The organism is Alloalcanivorax balearicus MACL04 (assembly GCF_025532145.1).
GTDB classification, from domain to species: domain Bacteria; phylum Pseudomonadota; class Gammaproteobacteria; order Pseudomonadales; family Alcanivoracaceae; genus Alloalcanivorax; species Alloalcanivorax balearicus.
Window position 1 is genome coordinate 1 of record NZ_ARXS01000064.1, and the last position, 1356, is coordinate 1356.

Consider the following 1356-nt stretch of genomic DNA (forward strand, 5'->3'; position numbering starts at 1 on the left):
GGTTCATCGCGGATTACCGGGAAAAGCGGCTTTGATCTTCAGGAAGAAGTAGTCGCTGTCCCGGTAGCCATAGGCCATGCGTTTGATGACCTTGATGCGGTTGTTCATCCCCTCCAGCACGCTGGTGTTGAGGCGGTAACGGGCGCTGGCGATGATGCCCTCGGCGTAAGGCTTCAGAAGCCGGGCGAAGCGGATCAGCGGCGCCAGGCCACTGGCTTGGGCCAGGTTGAACCAGCGTGTCCAGCGCCAGCGGGCCGCGCGTTCCGTGCGGGCGTACCAGAGCTCCTTGAGCTGACTCTTCATCAGATACACCACCATCAACGGCTGATTCAGATCCAGTAAGGTCTTCAGTTCGTCCGCTTGATCGGCCTTCAGGTTCTCCGGGTTACGCAGCAACAACCAGCGTGAGCGCTTCACGGCCCGCCTTGCGGGCTTGTCGTGACGCAGTTGGTTCGCCTGGTCCACCCGCACCCGGTCGATCACCTCCCGGCCAAACTTGGCGATCACATGGAACAGGTCGTAGACCACCCGGGCCCTGGGGCACCAAGCCTGGACCTCCAGATCCATGGCGGTGTTCATGTCCATGGCCACCGCCTCGATGTGGTCACAGTGCGCCCCCAGCCACTCGAAACAAGGCCGGATCGCCTCCCGAGATCGGCCTTCCCCCACCCACAGTACCTGCCGGGTCTCGGCGTCGATGACCACGCTGGCGTAACGGTGGCCCTTGAACAGGGCAAACTCGTCCATGACCAGGTAGCGGACCTGGGCCAGGTCCGGCTCAGGCAGGTCGCGGGCCAGCCGGGCCTTGTCGAGGGTTTTGAGGGTGTGCCAGTGCAGGCCCGTCAGGTCAGCGATCTGCTTGAGCGGCAGTAGCGTTAACAGGACCTCGACGTGCTGGCGCAGCCGATGAGTCAGCCGGGCTCGTGGGCCCAGCCAGGACAGTGCTTCCCGCCCAACACCGCAGCGGGGGCAGCGCACCCGTCGCACCGGCACCTCCAACCAGACCCGGTATTCGAACAGATCCCGGTCTCGGACTCGCCGCCTCGTCGTGTCATGGATCAGGGAGCAGGAGCGCCGGCAGCCTGGGCAGCAAGGCGGCACTTGGGGGTCAGGAATCAGGTGAATCAGGCACTCGGAATCGGAGAGCGGAACGAAGCGGGTGGCGACAAAGCCTTCCCAGCCTGTTCCAGGGAACGTAGCATCACCCATGGCGGCAGTGTCCTTGTCTCGTTATTTGGTCGCACAAACAACTTAACTTGGTTCACTGTCCGCCCCTACCTCTTGGTTCCCCTGTCGACTGACCTCTGATCCGCGTCCCCGCTGGAAGGGAAACTTCCCGCTAAAGCGCGATGAACC

The 1356-nt window shown here is 63.1% G+C and carries 1 protein-coding gene; it reads right to left on the bottom strand.

Annotated features, from left to right (window positions below; translation table 11 throughout):
- Positions 1-3 precede the first annotated feature (3 nt).
- Complete coding sequence (locus MA04_RS21670) at positions 4-1209, bottom strand: ISL3 family transposase (protein WP_205475483.1); 1206 nt, start codon at positions 1207-1209, stop codon at positions 4-6.
- Positions 1210-1356 lie beyond the last annotated feature (147 nt).